The organism is Streptomyces sp. NPDC001717 (genome assembly GCF_042892775.1).
Lineage (GTDB): Bacteria > Actinomycetota > Actinomycetes > Streptomycetales > Streptomycetaceae > Streptomyces.
In genome coordinates, this window is record NZ_JBIAUK010000041.1 from 1 (window position 1) to 24,826 (window position 24,826).

Here is a 24,826-nt window from a genome sequence, read left to right on the forward strand (position 1 = left end):
AGCTCGTACGCGGTCCACTTCGCGTGCATCCACACATCCAACATGCCCGCCCACGAAAAGCCCGAACCGAAGACCTAACGGAGTCCTACTAGTGCCGCGACCGGAAACGATCACCGGGTCGCGCTGCCCGGCACGGCACTGGCGCCCGCCCCTCAGAACTCGACCAGCAACCGCTCCAGGCCCCGGATGACGTACCCGTCCCGCCACCGCGGCTCCTCGACGAGCCGCAGCGGCGGGACCCCGTCCGCCAACAGCGCCCCGAAGGAGGCCTCCAGCTCCCGGCGCGCGAGCGGCGCCCCCAGGCAGTAGTGGATACCGGCCCCGAAACTCAGGTGCGGATTGTCGGTCCGCGCCAGGTCCAGCACGTCGGGGTCGGCGAACCGTGCGGGATCCCGGTTCGCGGAGCCGAAGAGCAGCGCGACCTCGGCCCCGCGGGGGATGACCGTGTCCCCGATCCGGATCTCGTCGAGCACCCAGCGTTCGAACATCTGCAGCGGCGTGTCGTAGCGCATGAGTTCGTCCACAGCTGTGGACAACTTTTCGGGATTGCGCCTGAGGTCCGCCAACCGGGCCGGATTGCGGAACAGCGCCCACCACCCGTTGACGGTCGTGTTGACCGTCGCCTCGTGGCCGGCGTTCAGCAGGAGCACGCAGGTGGAGATCATCTCCTGCTCGCTGAGCCGGCCCTCCTCATCGTGGGCGGCGATCAGTCCGGAGATCAAATCCTCCCCCGGGCGCGCCCGCCGTTCGGCGATCAGCCCCCGCAGGTAGGAGCTGAACTCCACGCTCGCCCGCACCGCCCGCCGCGCCGTCTCCTCGTCGGGCCGGAGCTCGAACATCCCGCAGATCTCCGCCGACCAGGGCCGCAGCAGCCCCCGGTCCGCCTCCGGAACCCCCAGCAGCTCCGCGATCACGGCCACCGGCAGCGGCTCGGCGACGACGGTGAGCAGGTCCCCGCCCCCGTCCGCGAGCAGCCGCCCCACCAGCCCCTCGGCGAGGCTCCGCACGGCGGGTACGAGCCGTTCCACCGTGCGGGGGGTGAAGGCCTTCGCCACGAGCCTGCGCACCCGCGCGTGCGCGGGATCCTCCAGGTCCAGCAGGCCGTTCCCGTTGAGCACGTGGAAGGGCTCGTGTTCCGCCGGCGGGGCCACACGCCCGAACTCCTCGTGCGAGAACCGGTGCAGATAGGTCCGCCCCAGCCGCCGGTCCCGCAGCAGCGCACTCACGTCGTCGTAGTGCGGCACCAGCCACTGCCCCGTGGCCTCCCACCACAGGGCCCGCCCCTGCTCCCGCAACTCCCGGTACGCCGGATAAGGATCGGCGACGAACTCCGCGTCCCACGGATCAAAGCCCATCCCCGCACCCTACGACGGGGTGACCAGCCGGGTCTCGTAGGCGAACACCGCCGCCTGGGTGCGGTCCCGCAGGCCCAGCTTCACCAGGATCCGGCTCACATGCGTCTTGATCGTCGATTCGGCGACCACGAGCCGGTCCGCGATCTCCGCGTTGGACAGTCCCTGCGCGATCAGCACCAGCACCTCCGTCTCCCGCTCCGTCAACTCCCCGATCCCTGCCGGATCGGTGAACCTGCGCGCCTCCGAGAGCTTCGAGAACTCCGATATCAGCCGCTTGGTCACCGAGGGCGCCAGCAAGGCCTCCCCGGCGGCCACGACCCGCACCCCGTCCGCCAGCTGACGGGCCGACGCGTCCTTCAGCAGGAACCCGGAGGCCCCGGCCCTGAGCGCCTGGTACACGTACTCGTCGAGGTCGAAGGTCGTCAGGACCAGCACCTTCGCGTCGGTGTCGGCCGCCACGATCTCCCGCGTCGCCTCCAACCCGTTCATCTCCGGCATCCGGATGTCCATCAGGACCACGTCCGGCCGCAGCGCCGCCACCTGCGCGACGGCGGCCCGGCCGTCGACCGCCTCACCGACCACCTCGATGCCCTCCATGGCATTGAGCAGGACGGAGAACCCCTCGCGCACCATCATCTGGTCGTCGACGATCAGCACCCTGATCGTCATGCCGAACCCTCTTCGGGCGCCGCCGCCGGGGCCGCGGCCGGCCGACTGGGCACGGGTATGAACACCGCCACCTCGTACCCCCCGCCGGCCGTCGGACCGACCGTCATCTCCCCCTCCAGCATGGCCACCCGCTCCCGCATCCCGGTGATCCCGTGCCCCGCGCCGGGCGAGGGCCGTACGTCCCCGGTCGGCGCGTCGTTGACGATCCGTATCCCCAGCCCGCCCAGTACGTAGCTGACCTCCACCCCGGCGACCGCGCCCGGCGCGTGCCGCAACGTGTTGCTCAAGGCCTCCTGGATGATCCGGTACGCAGACAGCTCCACTCCCGGCGGCAGCTCGCGCACCGCGCCCGTCACCGTCTTGTCCACGCTCAGCCCGGCCTCCCGCACATTGGCCAGCAGCCCGTCCAGCGAGGCCAGCGTCGGCTGCGGGGCGTCCGGCGCCTCGTAGTCCGCGGAGCGCACCACACCCAGCACCCGCCGCAGCTCGGTCAGGGCCGCCACCGCGTTCTCCCGGATGGTGACGAACGCCGCCTCCAGCTCCGGCGGCGGGTTCTTCACCCGGTACGGCGCGGCCTCGGCCTGGATCGCCACCACCGACATGTGGTGGGCCACCACGTCGTGCAGCTCCCGCGCGATCGTCGTCCGCTCCTCCAGCAGCGTCCGCTTGTCCCGCTCGACGGCCGTGACCTCCTGCTGCGCGCTCACCTCCGCCTTCGCGTGCCGGCGTATCTGGATGCTGCTCGCGATCACCAGGGCGAAGGCCGAAGTCACCGCCATCTCGGGCAGATTCGTCCCGAGTCCGTACCCGTTCCTGAACACCAGCGAGACGGCGAAGCCCAGCGCGAGGGTCAGCGTCCACATCCAGGCCGCCACCCGGGGCCCGGTCCGCAGGGTGACGAGGACCAACACGGCGACGTACGCGAGGAAGCTGCCGGGGGTCCACGGCCAGCTCTGGTCGCCGCCGACCGCGGCGAACACCAGCGTCAGCGCGACGGCCGCCCACCACGCGGCCACCGGCCGCACCAGTGTCATGAGGACCGGGGCCGCGGCCATCATCCCCATGAGCAGCTCGCCGGCGTCTCCCAGGTAGCTCGACTGCGAGCCCGCCGTGAACACGATGACGAAGAGCGCCAGCGCCCCCACCATCGCGTACCGCGTCCAGGGGAAGTACTCGCGTATCGCCCGGGGAAGGCGCCGCACGAACCGCCCGGGCGCCTCCTGGAGCGGCAGCGGCCGGTAGGCGAAGGCATCGGTGACGAGGTCCTGGCGCAGGGTCTCGATCACCCCCGATGCCAGTCGGAGCTCAGGTGTCCGGGCTGTCCCCCCGGTGGTCGTATCGGTCATGACAGAACCGTAGGTCCGCGATCCCGTAGCCCGCGTCGCCGCAGATGGGGATTTCCCGGCGTCCCTCTCAAGTACTACCCGGGGCAGATCAGTAACCCGTGGGACGGACCAGACCCGTCTCGTAGGCGAACACCGCCGCCTGGGTGCGGTCCCGCAGGCCCAGCTTCACCAGGATCCGGCCCACGTGGGTCTTCACCGTCTGCTCCGCCACGGTCAGGTGCGCCGCGATCTCCGCATTGGACAGGCCCTGGGCGACGAGCGACAGCACCTCGGTCTCCCGGCCGGTCAGTTCGTCGATCCGCGCCCGCGACGGCGCGCGGGGCGCCCCCAGCCGGGAGAACTCGGTGATCAGCCGCTTCGTGATGTTCGGCGACAGCAGCGCCTCCCCGGCCGCGACCACCCGCACCGCCTCCGCGAGCTGGTCCGCCGACGCGTCCTTGAGCAGGAAGCCGGAGGCCCCGGCCCGCAGCGCCTCGTACACGTACTCGTCGAGATCGAAGGTGGTCAGCACGAGCACCTTCACCTCGGCGCCCGCGACGCCGGTGATGACGGACGTGGCCTCGATGCCGCCCATCCCCGGCATGCGGATGTCCATGAGGACGACGTCCGGGGCCAGTTCGGCGACCTTCGCCACGGCATCGGCCCCGTCCACGGCCTGGCCGACCACCTCGATGTCCGGCTCGGCATTGAGGAGCACGGTGAAGCCCTGCCGGACCATCATCTGGTCGTCGGCGATCATCACCTTGATCGGGGTGGTCATGATTTCCTCTTCGGTTCGGGGGAGGAACCGCCGGGCAGGGCCGGCGCATCCATCGGGAGTACGGCGGACACCTCGTACCCGCCGTCGGGGCACGGACCGGCGGCCAGTTCGCCCCCCAGCATGCCCGCGCGCTCCCGCATCCCCAGCAGCCCGTGCCCCGCACCGTGCGAGGGCGGGACCGGCCGGGTCGGAGCGGAGTTGGCGACGCACAGGTGCAGCTCGCGCGGCCCGTACGCGACACCGACCTCCACCCGCGAACCGGGCGCGTGGCGCAGGCAGTTGCTCAGCGCCTCCTGGACGATGCGGTACGCGGTCAGTTCCACGCCCGGAGTCAACGCCCGTCGCACCCCCGCCACTTCGACGGTCACGTCGAGCCCGGCTCCCCGCACGTTGTCCACGAGGCCGTCCAGCTCGGCCAGGGTCGGCTGCGGATGATGCGGGTTCGCCGGATCGTCCGGATGCTCGGAGCGCAGCACGCCCAGCACCCGGCGCAGCTCCGTCAGGGCCTCCAGCGCGTTCTCCCGTATGCCCGCCAGGTTCTCCTTGAGCTCCTCGGACGGGTTCTCCACGAGGTGAGGGGCGACCTGTGCCTGGATCGAGATGACGGACATGTGGTGCGCGACGACGTCGTGCAGCTCGCGCGCGATCCGACTGCGCTCCTCCAGCAGGGTGCGCCGGGCCCGCTCCTCCTCGGTGAGGGTCTCCTGCTCGACCAGCTCGCCACGGGCCAGGCGCAGGGCGCGCAGTGCGTAGCCGAGGAGTGCGACGAAGCCGAAGAGAAGAGCGATGCTCGGGATCGTGCTCGCGCTGCGCTCCGGCCTGAAGGCCAGCTCGGCGAGGCCGGTGAGGGCCAGCGAGACACCGGTGACCCAAACGGTCACCCGGGCCGGAACCCTGAGGGCGACCAGCAGCAGCACCGGGGCGAACGCGAAGATCCCGCCCGGCATCCAGGGCCAGCTCTGCCCCGGTCCGACCTGGCCGTGGATCAACCAGGCGATGAGGCCGGCGGAGAGCAGACCGAGCCACCACGCGGCGATCGGGCGGAACATGGCGAGGCCTATGGAGACGCCCGTCGCGATCGCGAGCACCAGCGGCGGACCGCCCTTGACGTGATAGTGGTCCTGAAGCTGCTCCGTGGTGAGGAAAGCGAAGAACACCGCCAGGTAGACGACCACCACATGGGGCAGCCGGGCCAGCCAACGAGGCCGGGACAGCGGGGGAAGCGGATCCCGGTGCATGCTGGACAGCTCCATCGCCACCGTCGACAAGCGCGCCCAACCGCCCTTTTGCGCAACGTCGTCGGAGCGCTGCGGGGCACTGCCGGGACGCGAACGGTCGCTCGGGGGCGAGGGCTGTCTGATCACACGGGCCAGCCTAGACATGGACGGCTCCCTTGCCGGGGGCGTGAGCGAGCGGGGCCCGGTGCCCACGCGCGGGGCGGGTGGCCGGGCCCGCCTGTGCGGGCACGGCGGGGCCGGCCGCCCGAGCGGGGCCGGAGGCCGCGACCGCACGGGCCGGGCGCCGCCGGGGACGCGCGCCCTGTTCGTAGGCCCGGAACGCGGCCCAGCAGAGCGTCAGGGCCGCGGCGAACGCGGGCAGCCACAGCAGGCGGGCCGCTATCCAACCGGGGGACCCGGGCACCGTGTGCAGCCCGGGCAGATCGGCGGACACGAGCAGCCCGAGGGAGGTGACGGCCATCATGGCCGTCTGGTGCCACAGGAAGACCGTCATCGCGGACAGGTTCACCAGGGCCACCTTCGCCCAGGCGGCGGGCCGTCGCATGGCCCGGGCCAACGGCTCGCGCACGAGCAGCGCCAGCCCGCACTGGGCCAGGCCGAAGGCGACCGCCGCGAGCGTCGGCGGGTTCAGATTCGACACCGCGGCCCCGGGGACACCGACCATGGACGCCGGGTACCCGCCCCAGAGGACCAGTGCGGCAGCGGCCACGGCTCCCCCACCCAGGAGCAGGGCCGGTGAGCGGCGGCCGGCGAACGAGCCGGAGGCCCAGGCCGCGCCGAGCGTGTAGGGGACGAGCCAGCCGGCGCCCACGTTCACCCAGCCGATCCACTCGGGCCCCCCGAACCCGAACAGCCACACGTCCACCCCCGCGACCAGCGCCGCCGGCCACACCGGGCTGAGCCGCGCCACCAGCGGCGTCGCCGCCGTGAGCGCCGCGAACACCAGCAGGAACCACAGCGGCGACAGCACGAGCCTCAGCAGCGTCCACACGGTGCTCGGTTCCACACCGCCGATCAGCATCCCGGCCGTGACCGCGGCCCACAGCACGAGCACGGCCGCGACCGGCCGGAAGAGCCTCCCCAGTCGCTGCCCCACCCAGGTGCGGTACGAGCACCCGCGGGCCCGCGCCGAGGCGTGGCCCTCGGCGGCGACCCGACCGCCGACCAGGAAGAAGACGGCCAGGGTCTGGAACACCCAGGACACTGGGGCCAGCCAGGGCATGTGCGCCAGCGGACTGGTGGTGCTCAGACCGCCGTCGGCGGCTGTCAGCGCGGTGACGAGCCAGTGCCCGAGGACCACGCCCAGGATCGCGACGGCCCGCAGCGCATCCACGCTCCGGTCCCGCTCGGCGGGGGTGCCCGCATCGATCCCGGCGGCCAGAACGGCCCAGCGGGCGCGCAGCCTACGCATGGCGGCCCTCCGGGGCGGTACCGAGGACGATCGCGGCCAGGCTGTCGAGGGACTCGGTGCCGGGCTTCAGGTAGTCGCTGTGCCCGCCGGGACCGGCGGCGAACGCCCTGGCTCCGAAGGCCGGGTCTACGGGATCGGCGCCGAAGCCGATCCCGCCGAGCCGCACGTGCGGGACGCCGGAGATCCAGTCCGCGCCGCCGCGCCCGGCCCAGACACGGGCGCCCGTCGGCAGCTCATCGGCGGACGCGGCTCCCGTGCCCGGGCTGCCGAACAGTGCGATGTCGGTGACCGCGGGCCCGGTCGGCGTACGGGCGCAGACCACGGATCCGTACGAATGGCAGAGCAGCGAGAGCCGTGAGTCGGGCGCGGTCATGCCCGTCAACCGGTTCAGGAAGGGGGCCAGTTCGGATGCGGCCTCGTCCGCCCGGTCGGCCGTCAGGACGGTCGTGCTGACCGTGCCGGGGGTGTCGTACCCGAGCCAGGCCACCACGGCGGAGCGCGGATGCTCGGCCTGGAGGCGCTGCTGAAGGGCGACAGCCCCGGCACGGAACCTCTGGTAGGTGTCCAGGGTCGTATCGGAACCGGGCACCAGAACGGCGATCCGGTCGGCGGACTCCAGATCCCCGAGCACCTCGACGGCCCGCCCCCTGCCGCGGCCGTCGAAGGCGAGGAAGCGGGCATCGCCGTCCGCCTCCATGGCTCGGAGCTTGCCGGCCCGGCCCGTGCGGCCCGCTTCCTCGGCCATCCGGGCCGCTTCGGCGAGACCGGCGCGGTTGGCCGCGTACCGGATGTGCGGTGCGGCGTCCTCGGCGAATGTCACGGGCGGGGGAGCGGGAACCTCCACGGAGGCGGCGGCGGAGACGGGGAATATGACGGCCGAGGCGACGAGGGTGGCCAGCAGGGTGCGACGCCCACGGCCGCGGCCGCCGTTCCCCGTGCCTGTCGTCGGTGCCGTGTCTGCCGTGTTTGCCGTGTCTGCCGTTTTTGCTGTGCCGGTCGTTCCTGTCGTGCCCGTCCCCCGCGCCGCCATGATGTCTTCCTTCGGTCCGGAAGAGCCCTCGGCGCTCTTCTCTTGATCCGAAGTTAGAAATCGGGGCCCGTCGTCGGCGTCACGCTGGGGAGCCGTGTTCGCGCGTAGCTCTCAGGTATGACGAGGGATACCTGAGAGCTCCAAAGCCGGTGCCCCGCACCCGACTTCGCGCCTCGGACGCCGACGGCGCCGGAGGTGGGCGGAGGGGAGGAGGAGGCGGTCAGGGAGCGGTCACGGCCTCCAGGGCCGCCGAGAGGCGCTCCAGGACCCGGGCCGTTTCCGCGAAGGCGGCTTCGCCCAGTTCGGCCTCCAGACGGGTGGCCAGGGAGGCGTGGCCCGGCCCGATGCGGGCGATCGCAGCGCGCCCCTCTTCGGTCGGGCGGAGCAGCTTCGCCCTGCGGTGGGCCGGGTTAGGGACGTACTCCGCCAGGCCCTTCGTGGCCAGCAGGTCCGCGATGCGCTGGACGCTTTGCCGGGTGATGCCCATCTCGCGGGCGATGCCCGCCACCGGGAGGGGTTCGCGCAACACCGCGCCCAGGACCTGCCACCAGGCCGCGGTCAGCCCGGCCGGGCGGGCCAGTTCCTCCGAGACGGAGAGGAACTGGCCGTTCAGCCGGAACACCCCGAGTGCGGTGCGGCTCAACAGATCCTGACGGGCCCGCAGGGATCCGGGCTCGGTATCGGAGTCCGGCCCGGACCTCGGCCCGGACTCCGGTTCGGACCCCGGCCCGGACTCGGGCCCGAACTCGGGCCCGGGCTCAGGCATCGCCCGACTCCGCGGCCGCCATCAGCACGGGGAACGCGCTCTCGTCCGAGTCGTGGAACAGCCGGTACCACGCGTCGAGCACGTCCGGCTTGTACACGTCCAGGCGCGCGAAGACCTCCCGGGCGAACGCCACCGGCTCCGTCGGTCCCGCCGTGATCAGGTCCCCGTCCGTGACCGCGTCGGCCTCGACGTAGCGCTCGGCGCCCTCGTACCCCGGCTGCGGCGCCAGGTAGAAGGAGGCCGCACTGGTGTGGGCCCGGTCGTCCAGTACGCCCGCTCGCGCGAGGCCGGCGGTGGCCCCGCAGATCGCCGCGACCGGGACCCCGGCGGCCAGGAACTCGGCGGCCTTCGCCGCGAACGGCGCCAGCTCGTCGCCCGCGTCCCACAGCTCGGCCCCGGTGAGGATCAGCAGCGACGAGTCCTCCGGCCGCAGCTCGGACAGTGCCATGTCGGGCAGCACGCGCACACCGCCCATGGTGGTCACCGGCTGCCCGGCGGTCGCGCCGACCGTGCGGATCCGATGGCCGCGCTGGGTCAGGTGGGCCGTGGTGTGGCCGGTCTCCCAGTCGGCGTACGTGTCGTAGACCGCGAGGTGGACCGGCTTGCGGTCGGTCGTCCCGTTCATGTTCTTCGCCTCCGGTGAGTTGGGAGAGGTGCGAGAGATACGAGAGGTGCGAGATGTACGAGAGCGGTGGGAAACGGTTGGAACGTCGATCTGACAGCATTCTGTCGTATCGACAGGATGCTGTCAATGGACGCGCTTCGGTGGCCCGGCACCGACAGACTGCCGAGACCCGCCCCCCACCCCCATACAGTCCGCCGATATCGGTCCCCACCTGCACACTTCTAGCGTGACGACATGACCCCTCACTCCGCCCCGCACACCCTTGCCGAAGTCAAGGACGCCGACCGGAAGCACGTCTTCCACTCCTGGTCCGCCCAGGCCCTGATCGACCCGCTCGCCGTCGCCGGGGCCGAGGGGTCGTACTTCTGGGACTACGACGGCAACCGCTTCCTCGACTTCTCCTCCCAGCTGGTCAACACCAACATCGGCCACCAGCACCCCAAGGTCGTCGCCGCGATCCAGGAGCAGGCCGCCCGCCTGTGCACCCTGGCCCCCGGCTTCGCCGTCGACGTCCGTTCCGAGGCCGCACGCCTCATCGCCGAGCGGACCCCCGGCGACCTCGACAAGATCTTCTTCACCAACGGCGGTGCCGAGGCCGTCGAGAACGCCGTCCGCATGGCCCGCCTGCACACCGGGCGCGCCAAGGTGCTCTCCACCTACCGCTCGTACCACGGCGCCACCGCCGCCGCGATCAACCTCACCGGCGACCCGCGCCGCTGGCCCTCCGACACGGCCGCCGCCGGCGTCGTGCACTTCTGGGGCCCGTTCCTCTACCGCTCGCCCTTCCACGCCACCACCGAGGCCGAGGAGTGCGAGCGCGCCCTCGCCCACCTCGCCGACACCATCGCCTTCGAAGGTCCCGGGACCATCGCCGCGATCATCCTGGAGAGCGTGCCCGGCACCGCCGGCATCATGACCCCGCCGCCCGGCTACCTCGCGGGCGTGCGCGAGCTCTGCGACCGCCACGGCATCGTCTTCATCCTGGACGAGGTCATGGCCGGCTTCGGCCGCACCGGCAAGTGGTTCGCCGCCGAGCACTGGGACATCACCCCCGACCTGCTCACCTTCGCCAAGGGCGTCAACAGCGGCTACGTGCCGCTCGGCGGCGTCGCCATCTCCGGCGCCATCGCCGAGACCTTCGCCACCCGTCCCTACCCGGGCGGACTGACGTACTCCGGCCACCCGCTGGCCTGCGCCGCCGCCGTCGCCACCATCAACACGATGGAGGAGGAGGGCGTCGTCGAGCACGCCGCCCACCTCGGTGAGAACGTGATCGGCCCCGCGCTCGTCGAGATCGCCGAGCGGCACCCGTCCGTCGGTGAGGTCCGAGGGCTCGGCACCTTCTGGGCGCTGGAGCTCGTACGGGACAAGGAGACGCGCGAGCCGCTCGTCCCGTACAACGCGGCCGGGGCGGACAACGCGCCGATGGCCGAGTTCGCCGCGGCCTGCAAGGCCTCCGGTCTGTGGCCGTTCGTCAACATGAACCGCACCCACGTCGTTCCGCCGTGCAACATCTCGGAGGCGGAGGCGAAGGAAGGTCTGGCCCTCCTCGACGAGGCGCTGACGGTCGCGGACCGGCACACCGTCTAGGCCGGCGACGTCGCTCGTGTCCGTCACGTCCGCGTAGCGGGCGGCAGGTGGGCGGTGGATCCGCATATCGACCGCCCACCGATCGGTTTCGGCCGAGGTGTCTGGCCTAAGGTGTCCGGAGTTCTACTACAGGAGACGGACCCTTATGCCAGGCAGCGGCGCTGTCACCCGCAACACACTTCGCCAGCAGATCGCGGACGCGCTGCGCGACGAGGTGCTCGCGGGACGTCTGCCGCCGGGGACCGAGTTCACCGTCAAACAGATCGCCGAGCAGTACGGGGTCTCCGCGACCCCGGTCCGCGAGGCGCTGGTGGACCTGTCGGCGCAGGGGCTGCTCGAACTGGTCCAGCACCGCGGCTTCCGCGTGCGCGTCTTTTCCGTGGACGACTTCCGGGGAATGGTCGAGGCCCGCTCGCTGGTCGTGGACGGGATATTCCGCCAGCTCGCCGAGCGGGGCACCGGGCCGGGTTGCGGCGAGAAGCTGGTGTCGGTGCGCCGCCGGGCCGAGGAGGCGCAGAAGGCGGCGCGCAGCGGTTCACTCGAAGTGTTGATCGGCTACGACCTGCGCTTCTGGCGGGAGCTGAGCGCGTTGGTCGGCAACGCCTACATCTCCGATTTCCTGCACCGGATCCGGGTGCAGTGCTGGGTCTTCGCCGTGCCGCACCTCCAGCGCGATCCCGGGCTGCTGCGGGACGCGCTGTGGGACGGGCACACCGACCTCGTGGACGCGGTGACACTGGCGGACGCCGACGCGGTGCGGCGCATCGTGCACGCGTACAACCAGCACGGGCTGGACTGGGTCGCCGGGCTCTGACGGGGCCGCGGCCGTTGCGCAGTCGTTCTGCCGCCGGTCCGCAGTCGTTCCGCCGCCGGTCCCCGGTCGGCCGGTTCGCGCGCGGCTCGCGGAGGCCTCGGTTCGCCGAGGTTTTCCGCACCCCTTCGCGGAGTGTGTTCGGCGCATTACTCTGGCCCGATCGGCGACAACGACTGATCGGAGCCCGCGTGGCCTGTGACCTGTGGCTGGTCCCCCTTGTCGACGTGCTGTGCCACAGCCCCGACAACCCCTTCGCGGAAGAGATCGCCTCGTACGACAAGGCGCTGGGCGAGGCGGGACTGCCGTCCGTGCCGGTGTTCGCGTACATGCCGGGGCTGTCGGGAGACGTCGCCCCGGTGGCCGGATTCGACTACGACGCCCTGCACTTCCTGCGGCGGGCGTACCTGCTGCAGATCTGCGGGCTGCCGGTGACCCCGGTGGACGAGCTGGGCGGGGACTACGAGCAGCTCCTGGAGATGTTCGAGCCCACGGCGCAGCAGTCGCACCTGGTCTGGCACTACGACCACGCGGGGGCGTACGTCCCCGTGGACTTCGCGGTGCCGCTGGCCAACGAGGAGCTGTTGGCGGGGGGCGGGCCGCTGGGGTCCGCGCAGGGGCTGCTGCGGGAGCTGCTCTTCGTGGCTCCGGCGATCGGGATAGACCCGGGGAATCCGCCGGCGGCACCGGCGCCGCCGGGGCGGCCGACGTCGTTGGAGGAGCCGGCGGGGCCGATTCCCCACGACGACAGTCCGTTCGCGCGGGAGCGGCACGTGTGGCTGGGGTTGCATGCGGCGGCCACGCGGAGCCTTGGGCAGGGGTCGATGATCATCTTCAGCTGAGCGTGGCCGGTTCCCTGCCGGTTCCTGCCGGGGGCGGGACGGGGTGGGTGCGGGTTCCGCTGCGCGGAGCCGGTCCCCGCCCCGCCCTTCCTCCGTTCCCCGGGGCTCCGCCCCGGACCCCGCGCCTCAAACGCCGGCGGGGCTGAGGATGCCGGGGCTCCGCACCGGACCCCGTACGGGCGCTGCGCGCCCGTCGCCTCAAGCGCCGGCGGGGCTGGAAGGGGTCGGGGTTCCGCCCCGGACCCCCGGGGGCGGGGGTTCAGCGGGGTTGTTCCGGGGGGCGTTGGCGGGGCATGTTCGGGCGGGTGCCCGGGGGCAGGGGGAAGCGGGCCGGGGGGATGTACGCGTCCGGCCGGGAGCCGCCCGCGCCCAGCGACTGCATCACCAGCGGTGCCGGGCCCGAGCTGAACTCCACCATCCACTCCGCGGTCTCCGACCGCACCAGCTCCGTCACGTCCTCCGAGAACCGCCGCAGGACGGTGAGGCAGCGCTCCGCGGCCTCGCTCGCCGTGCCCTCCGTCGGTCCGAGCACCTCGCGCACGTTCTCCGAGGCCCAGTCGAACTGGAGGGTCTGCAGACGCCGCTGCACGGCCTGCGCGGTGGCGACGTCCCGCATCCACCCCGAGGTCAGCCCGAAGAACCGGTCGCAGGCCAGGCAGGCCGCGCCCAGCAGCAGCGACAGGAAGCCGTACGAGGACGCGCCCGGCGCCGAGCCCGTCAGCTCCAGCAGCGGCATCGCGGCGCCCGTGATCGCGCCGGCGGCCGCGCCGACGCGCATCACCCGCGCGCCGCGCCGCTTCCACGCCCGGTCGGACAGGTACCACTCGGCGGTGCGCAGCGCGTCGGCCTCGACCCGCCGGTAGAGCTCGTCCAGCCGCTCCGCGGGCTCGCCCCAGTCCCCCAGGGGGAAGGGCCGACCGGTGAGATCGCCCGCCGCCATAGGTCCGCCGCCTTCCTCGCGGGGATCCCGGGGTGGCCCCTCGGGCTGCATCTCCGGCTGGCTCACCCGGCACTCCCTCTGCCTGCGCTGACGTGTGGTGGTGCGCGTGTGCGCAATGGTGCGCATGCTCTTCCTACCTTCGAATGACGCGCAGTGGGCGCCGAATCCCGCGATTTCCGCCCACAAGGAGGGCTCCATCAGGTACGCGTGCGCCCCGTCCCTCACTCGAAAGAGTTGGTCCTCACGGCGTAGGGCGCGGCGCCCGGGGAGCACGTAGGCTCGGATTGACCAAGCGTCCCGACGGTATGGAGTGAGTTACCCGTGATTCCCGGTGGTGGCCAGCCCAACATGCAGCAGCTGCTCCAGCAGGCCCAGAAGATGCAGCAGGACCTCGCCGCGGCCCAGGAAGAGCTGGCGCAGGCGGAGGTCGAGGGCCAGGCCGGCGGCGGTCTCGTCAAGGCGACCGTGACCGGTTCCGGTGAGCTGCGCGCCCTGGTGATCGACCCGAAGGCCGTGGACCCGGACGACACCGAAACCCTTGCCGACCTGGTGGTGGCGGCGGTGCAGGCGGCCAACGAGAATGCGCAGGCGCTGCAGCAGCAGAAGCTGGGCCCCCTCGCCCAGGGTCTGGGCGGCGGCGGCATCCCCGGCCTCCCGTTCTAGCACCGACCGGCACCGACCAGTACAGCCCCGGTACCGCCCCGGTACCGACCAGCACACCGACCGAGAAAGAAGGCAGTCCGTTGTACGAAGGCGTGGTCCAGGACCTGATCGACGAACTGGGCAGGCTGCCCGGCGTCGGGCCCAAGAGCGCGCAGCGGATCGCCTTCCACATCCTGCAGGCCGAACCCACCGACGTCCGCCGCCTCGCGCACGCGCTGCTGGAGGTCAAGGAGAAGGTCCGGTTCTGTGCGGTGTGCGGGAACGTGGCGCAGGAGGAGCGGTGCAACATCTGCCGCGATCCGCGCCGCGACACCACGGTCATCTGTGTCGTCGAGGAGCCGAAGGACGTCGTCGCGATCGAGCGGACCCGCGAGTTCCGGGGCAAGTACCACGTCCTCGGCGGCGCGATCAGCCCGATCGAGGGCGTCGGCCCCGACGACCTGCGCATCCGCGAGCTGCTGGCGCGCCTGGCGGACGGCGAGGTGACCGAGCTGATCCTGGCCACCGACCCGAACCTGGAGGGCGAGGCGACCGCCACCTACCTCGCCCGGATGATCAAGCCCATGGGCCTGAAGGTCACCCGCCTGGCCAGCGGGCTCCCCGTCGGGGGAGATCTGGAGTACGCGGACGAGGTCACGCTCGGGCGGGCCTTTGAAGGAAGGCGACTTCTCGATGTCTGACGCAACGCTGCACGCCCTGGGACAGGATCCGGACGACTTCGCGGCCTCGATCGCGGACCAGATCGAGTCCTTCATCGTCGCGGTCACCGAGGTGGCCAAGGGCGAGGACCCGGACAGCGCCGTGCCCTTCCTCCTCCTGGAGGTCTCCCAGCTGCTGCTGGCGGGCGGCCGGCTGGGCGCGTACCAGGACGTGCTGCCCGAGGAACGCTACGAGCCCGACCTGGGCCCGGAGCCGGACGTGGACGAGTTGCGCGAGCGCTTCGCGATCATGCTGGAGCCGGTCGACGTCTACTCCGAGGTCTTCGACCCGTACGAGCCGCGCAAGGCCCCGGTGGCGCACCGGATCTCCGACGACCTGGCCGACGTGGTCGCCGACCTGCGGCACGGCCTGATCCACCTGCAGGAGGGCCGGGTCACCGAGGCGCTGTGGTGGTGGCAGTTCTCGTACTTCACCAACTGGGGTCCGACGGCCTCGGCCACCCTGCGCGCCCTCCAGTCGCTGATCGCGCACGTACGCCTGAACCAGCCGCTCGCCGCGCTGGACGGTCTCGACACGGACGAGGACCTGACCGAGGACGACCTGGCGGAGCAGGCCGGGCAGGTCATGGCCGAGGAGCTGGGCGGTCTCGGCCGCAAGTGACCGCGAGCAGTGCCGCGGCCCGGGGAACTCATCCTTTGGTCCGTTCGTCTCATGATGTGGTACGAGGCGGTCGGATCGCGGTCGCTCGTTAGACTGCACCAGCAATGAGACGGACTGAGCGAGGAGCGCACGTGGGCCTTGTCGTGCAGAAGTACGGAGGCTCCTCCGTAGCCGATGCCGAGGGCATCAAGCGCGTCGCCAAGCGGATCGTGGATGCCAAGAAGGACGGCCACCAAGTGGTCGTCGTGGTGTCCGCGATGGGCGACACGACGGACGAGCTGATCGATCTCGCCGAGCAGGTATCCCCGATGCCTGCCGGGCGCGAATTCGACATGCTGCTGACCGCCGGAGAGCGGATCTCCATGGCCCTGCTGGCCATGGCGATCAAAAACCTGGGCCACGAGGCCCAGTCGTTCACCGGTAGCCAGGCAGGCGTCATCACCGACTCGGTCCACAACAAAGCGCGCATCATCGATGTCACGCCGGGCCGTATCCGCACCGCGCTGGACGAGGGCAACATCGCCATCGTCGCCGGTTTCCAGGGCGTGTCCGCGGACTCCAAGGACATCACCACCCTGGGCCGCGGCGGCTCGGACACCACCGCCGTGGCGCTCGCCGCGGCGCTGGACGCCGAGGTCTGCGAGATCTACACCGACGTCGACGGCGTCTTCACCGCGGACCCCCGCGTCGTGAAGAAGGCCAAGAAGATCGACTGGATCTCCTCCGAGGACATGCTGGAGCTCGCCGCCTCCGGTTCCAAGGTGCTGCTCCACCGCTGTGTCGAGTACGCACGCCGATACAACATCCCGATCCACGTCCGCTCGTCCTTCTCCGGACTGCGCGGCACCTGGGTCAGCAACGAACAGCCTCAAGGGGACGAGCAGGTGGAGCACGCCATCATCTCCGGAGTCGCTCACGACGTCTCCGAAGCCAAGATCACGGTCGTCGGCGTCCCGGACAAGCCGGGCGAGGCCGCGGCGATCTTCCGCGCCATCGCGGACGCCGAGATCAACATCGACATGATCGTGCAGAACGTGTCGGCGGCCTCGACGGGCCTCACCGACATCTCCTTCACGCTCCCCAAGGCCGAGGGCCACAAGGCCATCGACGCCCTGGAGAAGGCGAAGGGCCAGATCGGCTTCGACTCGCTGCGCTACGACGACCAGATCGGCAAGATCTCCCTGGTCGGCGCGGGCATGAAGACGAACCCGGGCGTCACCGCCTCCTTCTTCCAGGCGCTGTCGGACGCGGGCGTCAACATCGAGCTGATCTCGACCTCCGAGATCCGCATCTCGGTCGTGACCCGCCAGGACGACGTCAACGAGGCCGTCCGCGCCGTGCACACGGCCTTCGGCCTCGACTCCGACAGCGACGAGGCCGTCGTCTACGGAGGCACCGGACGATGACCCCCGCCCGGTCCTCCGGCCCGGCGCTCGCCGTGGTCGGGGCGACCGGAGCGGTCGGCACCGTCCTGCTCCGGATGCTGTCCCTGCGGGCGGACGTCTGGGGCGAGATCCGCCTGATCGCCTCCGCGCGTTCGGCCGGCCGCATGCTGGCCGTCCGCGCGGAGGAAACAGAGGTGTTCGCCCTCACCGAGGACGCCTTCGACGGCTTCGGCGTGGGCGACGTCGCCCTCTTCCTGACCCCGGCCGACGTCTCGGCCCGCTGGGCTCCCGTGGTCGCCGCGCGCGGCACCGTCGTCGTGGACCAGTCCGACGCCTTCCGGGAAGATCCCGAGGTGCCCCTGGTGGTGCCCGAGATCAACGCCCACGCCGTACGGATGCGCCCGCGCGGGATCGTCGCCGCCCCGGACACCGTGACCGCCGCGATGATCGCCTCCCTCGGCGCGCTGCACGCCGAGTACGGCCTCACCGAGCTGGCCGTCTCCACGTACCAGGCCGCGAGCGCAGCGGGCCGGGCCGGCACCGAGACGCTGCGCCGCCAGCTGTCGCTCGTCGCGGGCACCTCCCTGGGCGAGCAGCCCGGGGACGTGCGCGCCGCCGTGGGCGAGGACACCGGCCCCTTCGCGGCGCCGCTCGCCCTCAACGTCGTGCCGTGGTCCGGTGAGCTGCGCGAGGACGGCTGGTCCTCGCACGAGCTGGCCGTACGGGCGCAGACCCGCCGGATCCTCCAGCTGGACCGGCTCCCGGTGGCGGTGACCTGCGTGCAGGTGCCCGTACTGACCGGGAATTCGCTGACGGTACGGGCCCGGTTCGAGAACGTGGTCGACGCCCCGCACGCCCGGGAGATCCTCGACACCGCACCCGGCGTGGTGCTCGTCGACGATCCGGCGGCCGGGGAGTTCCCGACCCCGGCGGATGCCGTCGGGACGGATCCCGCCTGGGTGGGGCGGGTGCGGGCCTCGCTCGACGACCCGCACTCGCTGGAGTTCTTCGTGTGCGCCGACAATCTCCGCAAGGGTGCCGCTCTGAATGCCACTCAGATCGCGGAACTGATCACAGGTGAATTTGCGTAATTCGCTTTGTAGGATCGGACCTGATCCCTTGATCAAGGTGATGGCCCGACTGCCGTCTCGATAGGGCGGGGCAATCGGGAAGAGCGGGTACGCATGAGGGCAATTGGGATTTCGCCGGGCCGGCAGCCTCGCGCGTACAACCCTGACGGGGGGACGGGTGTCCTACAGGCGTGGCAGAGGCACTCCTCGAACTGGCAGTCCTTCCGGCGCGCACCGGGATCATCCCCTCGCGCCGGGGTCTGCGCGCACCCGGTCCGTCCGGCAAGACCCTCGGTGGGGTCCCCGTGATCGTGCCCGTCCCGCCGGTCGGGCCCCCGGAGACACCCGTGCGGCCCGCCGTCCCGACCCCGAGCGGCCTCGTGCCCGCACCGCGCGAAAGCGCTGACCCGGGCGGCAGCGGGAGCGGCACGGGCGCGGCGGGTGCGGCGGGCGAGGCGGGCGAGGCGGGCGAGGCGAAGGAAGTGGTGGCCGGCACCACCGTCGACCACCTCACCGAGACCTACCAGGCGCACTACCGCTCGCTGCTCGGCCTCGCCGCGCTGCTCCTCGACGACACCGCCTCCTGCGAGGACGTCGTCCAGGAGGCGTTCATCCGCGTGCACTCGGCCCGCAACCGCGTCCGCGACCGGGACAAGACGCTGGCGTACCTGCGCCAGACCGTCGTGAACCTCTCGCGGTCCGCCCTGCGCCGGCGCATCCTCGGCCTCAAGTTGCTGTCGAAACCGATGCCGGACATGGCGAGCGCCGAAGAGGGCGCCTACGACCAGCTGGAACGGGACGACCTGATCAGGGCGATGCGCGGACTCCAGCGCCGCCAGCGCGAGGTGCTGGTACTGCGCTACTTCGCGGACATGACGGAAGCCCAGGTCGCCGAGACGCTGGGGATATCCCTCGGCTCGGTGAAGGCGTACGGATCGCGGGGGATTGCCGCGCTGCGGGTGGCGATGGAGGCTGCGCAGTCATGATGGACGACCACACCGTGCCGGGCGGCGCGAGCGACGAGCAGGCGCTGCGGGGCCTGCTGCGCGGGGCCGTCGAAGGCCTGGAGCCCTCCGGGGACGCGCTGGAGCGACTGCGGTACGCGGTCCCCGCGCGCCGGGCCCTCAAGCGTCAGGTCCTCATCGGCGCGGCGTCGGTGGCGCTGCTTGCGGGGGCCGCGATCCCGGTGGCCATGCACCTGACGTCGGGCGAGGGCGCCGCCCCCGACCACTCGACGATGGCGGGGCACGACGCCTCATCCGGCGCCAAGCCGGGCATCAAGCCCTCCGATCCGCACCAGAACGGCGCGGGAACCGCCCCCAAGTCCACCCACTCCACCGGAGCCGGCCCCGTCGCGGGCGGCAGCACCGGGCAGCCCAGCGCCTCCGCGGGCGCCTCGGCGGGCGGAGTGACGGTGGGCCCGTCCGGCAGCGCCGGCTCGGCCGGACCCGGCGGCTCGGGCGGCGTGGTCGTGGGCCCGGGCCCGCTGCCCCCGGTCGCCGCACCGGGCCTGCCGGGATGCGGGGCCGCGCAGCTGGGCGTGGTGGGCTCGGCCCGCGCCCCGGAGCCCGACGGCAAGGTGTACGGCAGCTTCAAGGTCACCAACGTGTCGGCGCAGGGCTGCGCCGTCACCGGCCCGGACACCGTCACGGCGGCCGGCTCCGCCACGGGCAAGGGCGCGGCGGTGCCCGTCGTCGGCCACACGGCGGGGGACCCGGCGAGCGGACTGCTGCCGGATCCGGCGAACCAGGCGACGGTGCTGACGCTGCCGCCGAACACGGCGTACGAGGTCCGCTTCGCGTGGGTGCCGTCCGGCGAGCCCTGCACGGAGGCGACCTCGGGCGCCGACCCGAAGCCCCCGGCCGGCCCCGTCGCGGCGCCCGGCGCCGCGGACGCCCCCGGACCGGACCAGGCGGGCGCCACGCCCCCGGCGGCCCCCACCGGGGTCGAGGTCTCCCACACCCCGCAGCCCGGCTCCCCGACGACGCAGACGACCATTCCCCAGGCGTGCGGCGGCACGGTCTACCGCACGGCCCCGATCCCGGTCGGCACCAAGCCGTAACGGGCGCAGGCCCTCCGGCATGTGAGGAGCGGGGGCCGGGGCAACGCCCCGGCAACGGAGCCGCAGGCTCAGAGCCGCAGGCTCAGGCCCGGTCGGCCGCCGCGGCTCCGGCCGGCTCTTCCCCGGCCGGCGAGGCCAGGGGCTCCGCGGGTTCGGCCGGGAGCAGCCCCGCCTCGGCGTCCCGCAGGGTCTCCACCTCGCGCCGGTACAGCCGCACCCACATGAACAGCACGAAGGCCACGAAGACGAACCACTCGCCGGTGTAGCCGAGGTTCTGGAAGGCCTTCAGGTCGAGCCCGGTGTTGACCGGCGCCTGCGCCGGCACCGGAAGCATGCCGTCCACCGGCGTCTGCACCGTCAGCCACGCGTCGTACAGCTCGTACGGGACGATGTTGACCAGCGACGCGGCGCCGATCACGCCCAGCTGCCCGGCCGGCAGCCCGCCCGCGGCGTGCACGCCCTTGCTGCCGGCGCTCTCCGAAGCCTGCAGCGCCCCGGTCACCTCGACCCGGCCCGTCGGCGCGGCCGGCGCCTTTCGCGGGTCCGCCGCCCCCGGCAGCCAGCCCCGCACCACCGGGACGGCCTTGCCGGAGTCGGTCTTCAGCAGGGTCAGCACGTAGAAGCCGGACTCACCGCCGAGCAGCCGCTCGGGGACCAGCAGCTGCTCCCCGTACTCCCCGGAAGCGGACGCGAGGCGTCCGGAGGTCTTCGTGTCCACCGGCAGCAGCGAATCCAGCGGCGCGGCCACCCGGTCGGCGGGCCGCTCGGCGCTCGCCTCCCGGTGGCTGTCGACGCGGTCCTCGAAGCGGCCGAGCTGCCAGGACCCCATGAACAGGCAGAAGGGGACGGCGAGCGCGACGAAGACGTTGATCCCCCACCAACGCGGGGTCAGGAGAAACCGGTGCACCCCACCACGGTACGGGGGGCGCACCGATCACCACCGAGCGGCCCCTGGGCCGTCTAGCGCGGCAGGTGCTTCAGCGCGAATTCCAGGTCCATCCGGACCTGCTTGATCCGCTCCTCCACCACCAGCGAGCCGTGTCCCGCGTCGTAGCGGTACACCTCGTGGACCGCCCCGCGCGCCGCCAGCCGGTCGACGTAGTTGTCGATCTGCCGGATCGGGCAGCGCGGGTCGTTGACGCCCGCCGCGATGTGCACGGGGGCCTTCACCGAGTCCACGTACGTCAGCGGCGAGGAGGCCTCGAAGCGGTCCGGGACCTCCTCCGGGGTGCCCCCGAAGAGGGTGCGGTCCAGCGCCTTCAGCGCCTCCATCTCGTCGTGGTACGCCGTCACGTAGTCGGCGACCGGCACCGCGGCCAGGCCCACCGCCCAGACGTCCGGCTGCGTGCCCAGCCCCAGCAGCGTCAGGTACCCGCCCCAGGAGCCGCCCGACAGCACCAGCCGCGCCGGGTCCGCGAGGCCCGAGGACACGGCCCACTCCCGGACCGCCGCGATGTCCTCCAGCTCGATCAGGCCGACCCGGTGCTTGAGGGCGTCCGTCCACTCCCGGCCGTAGCCCGTCGACCCCCGGTAGTTGACCCGGACCACCGCGAAGCCGTGGTCCAGCCAGGCCGCCGGGGTCGCCGCGAAGGCGTCGCTGTCGTGCCAGGTGGGACCGCCGTGGATCTCGAAGATCGTCGGGAAGGGGCCCTCCCCGTGGCCGACGGGCCGCTGCACGAGCGAGTGGATCCGCCCGCCCGGACCCTCGACCCACACGTCCTCCACCGGCACCGAGCCGGGAGGCCGGAAGCCCGGCGGATCCAGGACGACCCCGCCCGAAGTGGACCGCACCGACGAGGGCTCCGCGGCCGAGGACCACAGGTACTCCACCGTCCCGTCGGGCCGCGCCGTCGCACCCGAGACCGTCCCCGCGGGCGTGTCCACGCGTACGAGCTCCCGCGCGGCCAGGTCGTAGCGCCACAGCTCGCTGCGCGCCTCGAAGCCGTGCTCGACCAGCAGCGCGGAGCCGTCCGGGTACCACTCGGCGCTCACGTCGCCCGGCAGGTCGATCGCCAGCTCCTCCTCGGTGCCGGTCGCCACGTCCCACACCATCGGCTCCCAGCGGCCGCGCCGCTGGTGGCCGACGAGCAGCCGGGTGTCGCCCGCGACCGGCGCGAAGCCGAGCACCTCCAGGCCCAGCTCCTCGGTCCCGCCCAGCGAGTCGTCCAGTTCGGCGACGGTGGTCCCGTCGAGGGTGAGCACGCGCAGCGCGGAGTGCATGGCGTCCCCGTGCTCGGTGTGCTCGACGGCGACGAGCGTCCCGTCGTAGGAGAGGTCGCCGACGCCCGCCGACTCGCGGTGCCGGTAGATCACGACGGGCCCGGTGCCGTCCGCGCGGACCACGTGGACGGTCGAGCCGTCCTCGTCGGTGGAGCGGCCGACGACCGCCGTCCCGTCCCGTCCGATGGCCAGCCCGGCCGGGTAGGAGGGCTCCAGCCCGGGGGTGGCGGGTTCGTCGGGGCCGCCCGCGAAGGGCTGGCGGACCCAGGTGCCGAACTCGTCGCCGTCCGTGTCGGAGAACCACCAGATCCACTCGCCGTCGGGGGAGAGGGTGCCGTCGGTGGTGCCGTTCGGGCGGTCGGTGGCCTGACGCTGTGCGCCGGTCGCGCGGTCCCAGGCGTAGAGCTCGAAGGTGCCGGTCGCGTTGGAGACGAAGAGCGACCGGTCCGGCGCGTCCTCCGCCCAGTCGGGCAGGCCGACGCGCGGCGCCCGGAAACGCTTCTCCCAGTCGGGCATCTCGGTGGTGATCTCGCTGTCGCTGGTCATGCGCCCATTGTGGCCGCCACGGGCCCCGGGATGCCGACTGCTCCATACGGGCGCACAGTGGAACTCGCACCCCAAGGAGGAACGATCATGGCGAAGAAGGCCCACACCGGGCACCACAGCCACCAGGATTCCGAACGGGCCATCGCGAAGAACACGGCGGCGGAGGCCCGCGCCAAGTCCGCGAACCGGGACATCCAGTCCTCCGCCGCGAAGACGCGCGGCATGCAGCAGAAGGCCAACGCCAGGCGGGGCTGAATCCGAATCCCTAGGCTGGCGCCATGCGGATGATCGTCCGGGGCGCCCGGCTGCTGCACACAGATGGCCTGTCCGACGTCGAGGTCGGGGAGGACGGCCGCATCGCGCGGGTGGTTCCGTACGACGACCAGAAGGAACCGCCCGCCACGGGCATCCTCGTCGAGGCCCACGGCTGCCTCCTCTCCGCGCCCTTCGTCGAGCCGCACATCCACCTCGACACCGCCCTGACGGCCGGCGAGCCCCGCCCCAACGCCTCCGGCACCCTCTGGGAGGGCATCGCCCGCTGGAGCGAGCGCAAGCAGACCCTGACCCGCGAGGACGTGATCGCGCGGGCCACCGAGGTGCTGCGCTGGCAGGCGGCCAACGGCGTGCTCCACGTACGCACCCACTGCGACATCACCGATCCCTCGCTCACCGCGCTCGACGCGCTGCTCGAAGTGCGCGACCGGGTCCGTGACGTCATGACCCTGCAGATCGTGGCGTTCCCGCAGGAGGGCATCGTCTCCTTCCCGGACGGCGAAACCCTGTTGCGCGAGGCGGTCTCACGCGGCGCGGACGTGGTCGGCGCGATCCCGCACTTCGAGGACACCCGCGAGGACGGGGTGGCCTCCCTGCGGACGGCCTTCGCGCTCGCCGAGGAGCACGGGCTGCGCGTGGACGCGCACTGCGACGAGATCGACGACGAGCAGTCCCGGTTCGTGGAAGTGCTGGCCACCCTCGCCCTGCGCTCTGGCCTGCGCGAACGCGCCACCGCCTCCCACACCACGGCCATGGGCTCCTACAACGGCGCGTACAGCTTCAAACTCCAGCACCTGCTGGCCCGTTCCGGCATCAACCTCGTCTCCAACCCCTTCGCCAACCTGGGCCTGCAGGGACGCTTCGACGGCTACCCCAAGCGCCGCGGTCTCACCCAGGTCAAGGAGATGCTGGCGGCCGGGGTCAACGTGGCCTTCGGCCACGACGACGTCATGGACCCGTGGAACGCGCTCGGAACCGCCAACCCGCTCCAGACCGCCCTCGTCGGCCTGTACGCCGCCCAGCTCACCGGAACCGATGAAATCCCGGTCGCCTTCTCGATGGTGACGGACCGTGCGGCCCGCGTACTGGGTCTGTCCGAGGCCGAATACGGCATCACCGCCGGAGCCCCCGCCTCCTTCGTCCTGTTGCCCGCCCCCTCCCCCGAGGAGGCGGTGCGCCGCCAGGTCCGCCCCCGGTACGTGGTCGCGCACGGCACCGTCCTCGCCGAGACCCCGCCCGCGCCCACCCGCCTCAACTGGCCGGGGGAGCCCCCGTCGGAGGTCGACTTCGGCCGCCGCCTACGCTGACGCCCCATGACCTGGACCCTCGACACCGAAGCGGCCCGCGCCGCCTACGAGATCGCCGCCGAGTACACCGACGCGGCCCTCCTGAACCACTCGGTCCGCTCCTACGCCTTCGGCGCCGAGTACGCGCGGCGCCACGGCCTCGCCCACGACGCGGAACTCCTCTACGTCAGCGCCCTGCTCCACGACATGGGCCTGACCGCGCCCTTCGACAGCCACACCCTGCCCTTCGAGGAGGCCGGCGGGCACGTTGCCCGCGTCCTGACGGCGGGGCTCGGCTGGCCGCCGGCCCGGCGCGCCCGCGCCGAAGAGGTGATCGTCCTGCACATGCGGGACGACGTGACCGCCGCCGAGGACGTCGAGAGCCACCTCCTCCAGGTCGGCACCAGCGCCGACGTCTCCGGCCTGCGCCTCGCCGAGTTCGAACCCGCCTTCACCGAGGCGCTCCTGAAGGACCGTCCACGCCTCGGCTTCGGCGCGTCCTTCCTCGCCCTCGTCGAGGACCAGGCCGTCCGCAAGCCCGCCTGCGCGGCGGCCGCGTACGTCGCGGGCGGCGCGGCGGGGCGCATCATGGCCAACCCGATGGACCGCGTCGGATAG

General features: G+C 72.3%; 25 protein-coding genes. 13 read left to right on the forward strand and 12 right to left on the reverse strand.

The features are described from left to right. Window positions 1–152: 152 nt before the first annotated feature. The 9 genes from ACFYZL_RS36650 to ACFYZL_RS36690 all read right to left on the reverse strand — a co-directional run bounded on the left by ACFYZL_RS36650 (window position 153) and on the right by ACFYZL_RS36690 (window position 9,200). Window positions 153–1,355 carry a cytochrome P450 gene (locus tag ACFYZL_RS36650; RefSeq protein WP_384751602.1) on the reverse strand — a complete coding sequence of 401 codons (1,203 nt, stop codon included), beginning with the start codon at window positions 1,353–1,355 and terminating at the stop codon, window positions 153–155. Window positions 1,356–1,364: 9 nt separating this feature from the next. Then, window positions 1,365–2,024 carry a response regulator gene (locus ACFYZL_RS36655; protein ID WP_384751605.1) on the reverse strand — a complete coding sequence of 220 codons (660 nt, stop codon included), beginning with the start codon at window positions 2,022–2,024 and terminating at the stop codon, window positions 1,365–1,367. Further along, window positions 2,021–3,370, reverse strand: a complete 1,350-nt coding sequence (locus tag ACFYZL_RS36660) for a sensor histidine kinase (protein ID WP_388685173.1) — start codon at window positions 3,368–3,370, stop codon at window positions 2,021–2,023. Before ACFYZL_RS36660 ends, ACFYZL_RS36655 begins: the two co-directional genes overlap by 4 nt. Before the next feature lie 88 nt (window positions 3,371–3,458). Further along, the gene (locus tag ACFYZL_RS36665) at window positions 3,459–4,130 is read right to left on the reverse strand and encodes a response regulator (protein WP_384751610.1); all 672 of its coding nucleotides are present in this window, start codon (window positions 4,128–4,130) and stop codon (window positions 3,459–3,461) included. Next, window positions 4,127–5,383, reverse strand: coding sequence for a histidine kinase (locus ACFYZL_RS36670; protein WP_388685176.1), 1,257 nt, complete (start codon window positions 5,381–5,383; stop codon window positions 4,127–4,129). Before ACFYZL_RS36670 ends, ACFYZL_RS36665 begins: the two co-directional genes overlap by 4 nt. Before the next feature lie 121 nt (window positions 5,384–5,504). After that, entirely contained in the window at window positions 5,505–6,779 is a 1,275-nt protein-coding gene (locus tag ACFYZL_RS36675) for an acyltransferase (RefSeq protein ID WP_388685179.1), read from the reverse strand. Further along, the gene (locus ACFYZL_RS36680; RefSeq protein ID WP_384751619.1) at window positions 6,772–7,599 is read right to left on the reverse strand and encodes an alpha/beta hydrolase; all 828 of its coding nucleotides are present in this window, start codon (window positions 7,597–7,599) and stop codon (window positions 6,772–6,774) included. Before ACFYZL_RS36680 ends, ACFYZL_RS36675 begins: the two co-directional genes overlap by 8 nt. A 430-nt stretch (window positions 7,600–8,029) precedes the next feature. After that, window positions 8,030–8,575, reverse strand: a complete 546-nt coding sequence (locus ACFYZL_RS36685) for a MarR family transcriptional regulator (RefSeq protein WP_388685182.1) — start codon at window positions 8,573–8,575, stop codon at window positions 8,030–8,032. Continuing rightward, complete coding sequence (locus ACFYZL_RS36690; protein ID WP_384751624.1) at window positions 8,568–9,200, reverse strand: DJ-1/PfpI family protein; 633 nt, start codon at window positions 9,198–9,200, stop codon at window positions 8,568–8,570. The genes ACFYZL_RS36685 and ACFYZL_RS36690 overlap by 8 nt, the downstream gene beginning before the upstream one ends. A 234-nt stretch (window positions 9,201–9,434) precedes the next feature. On the opposite strand from ACFYZL_RS36690, the gene ACFYZL_RS36695 reads away from it, so the two are divergent. From ACFYZL_RS36695 to ACFYZL_RS36705, 3 genes are all read left to right on the forward strand, one after another. Further along, window positions 9,435–10,790, forward strand: a complete 1,356-nt coding sequence (locus ACFYZL_RS36695; RefSeq protein WP_384751626.1) for an aspartate aminotransferase family protein — start codon at window positions 9,435–9,437, stop codon at window positions 10,788–10,790. A 145-nt stretch (window positions 10,791–10,935) separates the two neighbouring features. Beyond that, window positions 10,936–11,604, forward strand: coding sequence for a GntR family transcriptional regulator (locus ACFYZL_RS36700; RefSeq protein WP_384751629.1), 669 nt, complete (start codon window positions 10,936–10,938; stop codon window positions 11,602–11,604). A gap of 188 nt (window positions 11,605–11,792) precedes the next feature. Continuing rightward, on the forward strand, window positions 11,793–12,443 hold the full coding sequence (locus tag ACFYZL_RS36705; protein ID WP_384751632.1) for a hypothetical protein: 651 nt from the start codon (window positions 11,793–11,795) through the stop codon (window positions 12,441–12,443). A 259-nt stretch (window positions 12,444–12,702) separates the two neighbouring features. On the opposite strand, the gene ACFYZL_RS36710 is transcribed toward ACFYZL_RS36705, so the two are convergent. Next, window positions 12,703–13,449 (reverse strand): SLATT domain-containing protein, encoded by a 747-nt coding sequence (locus ACFYZL_RS36710; protein ID WP_388685186.1) that lies wholly within the window; start codon window positions 13,447–13,449, stop codon window positions 12,703–12,705. Between the two features lie 255 nt (window positions 13,450–13,704). Here ACFYZL_RS36710 and ACFYZL_RS36715 point away from each other — a divergent pair, with 255 nt between their 5' ends. The 7 genes from ACFYZL_RS36715 (at window position 13,705) to ACFYZL_RS36745 (ending at window position 19,883) form a co-directional block, all read left to right on the forward strand. After that, on the forward strand, window positions 13,705–14,046 hold the full coding sequence (locus ACFYZL_RS36715) for a YbaB/EbfC family nucleoid-associated protein (RefSeq protein WP_376656600.1): 342 nt from the start codon (window positions 13,705–13,707) through the stop codon (window positions 14,044–14,046). A gap of 80 nt (window positions 14,047–14,126) precedes the next feature. Further along, window positions 14,127–14,726, forward strand: a complete 600-nt coding sequence (gene recR / locus ACFYZL_RS36720; RefSeq protein WP_376656601.1) for a recombination mediator RecR — start codon at window positions 14,127–14,129, stop codon at window positions 14,724–14,726. Beyond that, a complete protein-coding gene (locus ACFYZL_RS36725) occupies window positions 14,719–15,366 on the forward strand; it encodes a DUF5063 domain-containing protein (RefSeq protein WP_384753208.1) in 648 nt (215 codons plus the stop codon). Before recR ends, ACFYZL_RS36725 begins: the two co-directional genes overlap by 8 nt. Window positions 15,367–15,497: 131 nt before the next feature. After that, entirely contained in the window at window positions 15,498–16,772 is a 1,275-nt protein-coding gene (locus ACFYZL_RS36730) for an aspartate kinase (protein WP_384753205.1), read from the forward strand. After that, window positions 16,769–17,842: an aspartate-semialdehyde dehydrogenase gene (locus ACFYZL_RS36735; RefSeq protein WP_388685190.1), complete on the forward strand. Its 1,074-nt coding sequence runs from the start codon at window positions 16,769–16,771 to the stop codon at window positions 17,840–17,842. Before ACFYZL_RS36730 ends, ACFYZL_RS36735 begins: the two co-directional genes overlap by 4 nt. 170 nt (window positions 17,843–18,012) lie before the next feature. Further along, window positions 18,013–18,807: a SigE family RNA polymerase sigma factor gene (locus ACFYZL_RS36740; protein ID WP_388685192.1), complete on the forward strand. Its 795-nt coding sequence runs from the start codon at window positions 18,013–18,015 to the stop codon at window positions 18,805–18,807. Beyond that, a complete protein-coding gene (locus tag ACFYZL_RS36745) occupies window positions 18,804–19,883 on the forward strand; it encodes a hypothetical protein (protein ID WP_384753197.1) in 1,080 nt (359 codons plus the stop codon). Before ACFYZL_RS36740 ends, ACFYZL_RS36745 begins: the two co-directional genes overlap by 4 nt. 82 nt (window positions 19,884–19,965) lie before the next feature. On the opposite strand, the gene ACFYZL_RS36750 is transcribed toward ACFYZL_RS36745, so the two are convergent. Both ACFYZL_RS36750 and ACFYZL_RS36755 read right to left on the reverse strand, forming a co-directional pair. Continuing rightward, the gene (locus ACFYZL_RS36750) at window positions 19,966–20,790 is read right to left on the reverse strand and encodes an SURF1 family protein (protein ID WP_384753194.1); all 825 of its coding nucleotides are present in this window, start codon (window positions 20,788–20,790) and stop codon (window positions 19,966–19,968) included. Between the two features lie 53 nt (window positions 20,791–20,843). After that, entirely contained in the window at window positions 20,844–22,649 is a 1,806-nt protein-coding gene (locus tag ACFYZL_RS36755) for a prolyl oligopeptidase family serine peptidase (RefSeq protein ID WP_384753191.1), read from the reverse strand. Between the two features lie 87 nt (window positions 22,650–22,736). On the opposite strand from ACFYZL_RS36755, the gene ACFYZL_RS36760 reads away from it, so the two are divergent. From ACFYZL_RS36760 to ACFYZL_RS36770, 3 genes are read left to right on the forward strand one after another with little or no spacing between them, the layout of a single operon-like run. Next, entirely contained in the window at window positions 22,737–22,904 is a 168-nt protein-coding gene (locus ACFYZL_RS36760; RefSeq protein WP_384753188.1) for a hypothetical protein, read from the forward strand. Window positions 22,905–22,927: 23 nt separating this feature from the next. Then, window positions 22,928–24,229 carry a cytosine deaminase gene (gene codA, locus ACFYZL_RS36765; protein WP_384753185.1) on the forward strand — a complete coding sequence of 434 codons (1,302 nt, stop codon included), beginning with the start codon at window positions 22,928–22,930 and terminating at the stop codon, window positions 24,227–24,229. A 6-nt stretch (window positions 24,230–24,235) separates the two neighbouring features. Beyond that, the gene (locus tag ACFYZL_RS36770; protein WP_384753182.1) at window positions 24,236–24,826 is read left to right on the forward strand and encodes an HD domain-containing protein; all 591 of its coding nucleotides are present in this window, start codon (window positions 24,236–24,238) and stop codon (window positions 24,824–24,826) included.